A 236-nucleotide genomic window follows, 5' to 3' on the forward strand; every position below is an offset into this window, starting at 1 on the left:
GCGCCGAGCCCGCACGGGAGATCGACTGGGCTCCGGGACCCGACCGGGGCGACCCCGCCTGCTTCGCGGGCGGCGACTCCGATGACGACCTCGTCGTCGACGATCCGAAGGCCGGCCGCGGCGTCCGGAAGGGCCGCGGCGGCAAGGTCGACAAGGGCAAGAAGCGCCGCAGGTGCTGCGCCTGCCTGGTCGTGGTGATGTTGTTCGGTGGCGGGTTCGCCGGGGTCGTGTATTTC

Annotated in this window: 1 pseudogene; it reads left to right on the forward strand. The window is 72.5% G+C overall.

The features are described from left to right. Positions 1-236 (forward strand): annotated as a pseudogene (locus KVT44_RS57085) (hypothetical protein); the annotation flags it as partial.

Source organism: Streptomyces sp. GbtcB7, assembly GCF_019091445.1.
Classification (GTDB): domain Bacteria; phylum Actinomycetota; class Actinomycetes; order Streptomycetales; family Streptomycetaceae; genus Streptomyces; species Streptomyces mirabilis.